Consider the following 2,778-nt stretch of genomic DNA (forward strand, 5'->3'; position numbering starts at 1 on the left):
GACGAGCATCGCTCGTCCGGGGCTCCCCTGTGCAAGGTAGCGAAGCGGAGGTCGCGGTAGTGAATGACAGTCCGGTGGACTGTCAGAGCCGCGACCTGACCGAGCCCGCAGGCGAGACAGCTGTCGAGACCTGCGAAGCAGGGCGAGACTGAGGGGTTGTTGGTCGCCGAAAAGCTGTGCTGTGATTGCACAACCCTTCCGTCATCCTCGGCTTCGCCTCGGATGCCACCTCCCCTTGCACAGGGGAGGCGGCGCGTACCGCGGAGGCGTCGATTTAACCCCGCAAACAATTCACACTTGAATTATTTTCGGGTTTGTGCTATACTATCCCTTATAATAGACAGGTATGCGTTTTAACGCGTACGCGATTGCAGGTGACCTATATGCAGTACAACTTTTCCGACAAATTCGCCTCCCTCAAGCCGTCGGCGGTCAGGGAGATACTGAAATCCGACGCTGGCAGAAACAACGTGCCCTTCTCGGCGGGCAACCCCGCCGCGGAGTCCTTCCCGTCGGACTTCGTCCGCCGCGCCGCGGAGCAGATACTGGAATCCCGCCCCGTCGAAGCGCTTCAGTACGGCATCAGCGAGGGCTGGGCGCCGCTTCGCGAAACGCTGAAAAAGTGGTGCGAGGAGCGCTGCGGAATAGATATGACGAAAAACGAGCTGATCGTCGTCAGCGGCGCGCAGCAGGGAATAGAGCTGACCGCGAAGGTAATGTGCAACGAGGGCGACACCGTCGTCGCGGAGGACCCGAGCTTCATCGGCGCGCTGAACGCCTTCCGCTCCTGCGGGCTGAAGCTGACCGGCGTGCCGCTTGACGCGGACGGCGCCGACCCCGCCGCGCTCGAACGCGCGCTCGCCTCCGACGCGAAGGCGAAGCTCGTCTATCTCATCCCGACCTTCCAGAACCCGACCGGCATAACCGCCACCGCGGCGCGCCGCGCCGAGCTCTACGAAATCGCGCGCAAATACAACGCGATGATCCTCGAGGACGACCCGTACCGCGAGACCCGCTTCGCCGGCGCGGACGTGCCGACGATAAAGAGCATGGACGCCGACGGCCGCGTCGTCTACTGCGGCTCCTTCTCGAAGGTGCTTTCCGCGGGCCTGCGCGTCGGCTTCGTCGCCGCCGCGCCTGAGCTTATCGCGAAGCTGACCGTCGCCAAGCAGTGCTCCGACGTGCATACGAATATGCTCGCGCAGATGATAGTCGACAGCTTCGTCAACGCCGGCCACATCGAAGCGCACATCGCGAAGATCCGCCGCATCTACGGGCGCAAATACGCGCTGATGGCGGAGGGCGCGAAAAAATACTTCCCCGAGGGCGTGACCATGACCGAGCCGCAGGGCGGCCTTTTCACCTGGTGCGCGCTCCCGCAGGGCAGCGACGCGCTGGCGGTCACGGCGCTCGCGAAGGAGCGCGGCGTTTCCGTCGTTCCGGGGCTGGCCTTCTCCGTCAAAGAGGGCGAGAACGTGCCGTTTATTCGGCTCAACTACTCCACGCCGAGCGACGAACAGATAGAGCGCGGCATGGCGATACTCGGCGGCGTGCTGAACGAATACGCCGCTTCGCTCGCCGGATAAACGGGCGTCCGTTTTCGCGCCTCCGCGCCGCGGGGGCGAATAAGGGGGTTATTTTATGATAAAAGAATACCTGCTGCAGAACTGGGCGCTGCTTCTGATCATCGTCGCGTTCGCGATCGCGCTCAAGGTAACGGTATTTCTGGAAAAAAGGACGCTCAGGCACTTTTACGCCATGATCGTCGAGATATTCGTCCTGTCGATAGCGGTCTTTGTCGAGTTTTATCTCACCGATCTCGGCGGATACGCTTTGGCGCGCACGCTGCTGATGGCGCTCCGCTACAGCGCGACCCCGATAATCATCGCGCAGGTCATCTATTCGCTCGTCAAGAAGTCGGATCCGGCGGTCTTCATTCCCGCGGCTGCCCTGACCGTGATAGATATCGTGTCGATATTCACGGGGATCGTATTCAGCGTCGACGGCGACGGAGTTTTTCACCGCGGGCCGCTCGGCATACTGCCGTTCATAATGGCGGGGGCGTATTCGATAATCGTGGTATACGTGCTTTACAGAAACAGCAACAAGCGCGCCGCGGAGGTCATACCGATAGTTTTCCTCGCGATCGCGCTCACCTCCGGAGTCGTCCTGCCGTTCCTGCTCGGGCCTTCGTTCTCGCATATTTTCTGCACCACCATCGCCATCGCGCTCTTCGTGTATTACGTTTTCCTCATCATTCAGGTCACGAAGAAGGATCCGCTGACGGGGCTTCTCAACCGCCAGGCGTACTACGCGGATATCGAGAGCGATCCGGAGAGCATCACCGCGCTCATTTTGATAGATATGAACGGGCTTAAGACCCTCAACGACACGCAGGGACACGCCGCGGGCGACGAAGCTCTGGCCGCGCTCGGGCTCTGCTTCATGCGCGCCCTCCGCCGCGGAGAGTCGGCATACAGAGTCGGCGGCGACGAGTTCGTGATAATCTGCCGCCGCGTCCCGCGCGACGAGGTCGCCGCGCTCGCCGACCGCATCCGCAAAAACGTCGCCGATACGGAATACGGCGTATCCCTCGGCTACAGCTGCTCCGCCGGCGGCAAAAATTCGATAGACGACATGCTGCGCGAGTCGGACGAGATGATGTATATCGAAAAGGCCTGCTACTACAAAGCGGCCGAAAGAGACTGACTCCGCGCCGTCCGCTCCGGCGGACAGGCGGGAAGAGAGGTATATATAATATGGAAGAGAATACGAGAA

Annotated in this window: 2 protein-coding genes; both read left to right on the forward strand. The window is 61.2% G+C overall.

Going from position 1 to position 2,778, the window contains the following annotated elements; genetic code table 11:
• Window positions 1-383 precede the first annotated feature (383 nt).
• Window positions 384-1,586, forward strand: a complete 1,203-nt coding sequence (locus IJL83_00950; GenBank protein MBQ6552177.1) for a PLP-dependent aminotransferase family protein — start codon at window positions 384-386, stop codon at window positions 1,584-1,586.
• 55 nt (window positions 1,587-1,641) lie between these two features.
• On the forward strand, window positions 1,642-2,709 hold the full coding sequence (locus IJL83_00955) for a GGDEF domain-containing protein (protein MBQ6552178.1): 1,068 nt from the start codon (window positions 1,642-1,644) through the stop codon (window positions 2,707-2,709).
• The last annotated feature ends 69 nt before the right edge of the window (window positions 2,710-2,778 follow it).

The organism is Clostridia bacterium, assembly GCA_017438525.1.
Taxonomy (GTDB): domain Bacteria; phylum Bacillota; class Clostridia; order Oscillospirales; family RGIG8002; genus RGIG8002.